This window comes from Rhodococcus sp. MurmanLake-1, from assembly GCF_056945715.1.
Genome location: NZ_JBWZNF010000106.1, coordinates 1 through 241, shown reverse-complemented (window position 1 = coordinate 241; position 241 = coordinate 1). Strand labels below are relative to the sequence as shown.

The following is a 241-nucleotide window of genomic DNA, read 5'->3' as shown; positions in this document are numbered from 1 at the left end:
CTTCCAGCACCGTGGCGGCGCCTGGCGCCGGCACGGGTGTCGCACCCGCCTCCGCGGCCCGATCACGGCGCCCCTCGACCGGATCGATCGCGAAAAACCGTGCCGCGCCGAGCACGTACGCGCTGCGCAGCGCGCACTGGCCCACCGCGCCCGCGCCGATGACCGCGACGGACCCGCCGACCGGGATGGCGGCGCGCGTGGCGGCCGCCCAGCCGGTGGCGAGGTTGTCGGTGAGCAGAAG

Annotated in this window: 1 pseudogene; it reads right to left on the bottom strand. The window is 77.2% G+C overall.

The annotated features are described in order from the left end of the window. Positions 1 to 241: pseudogene (locus AC2ETI_RS32835) on the bottom strand (dehydrogenase); the annotation flags it as partial.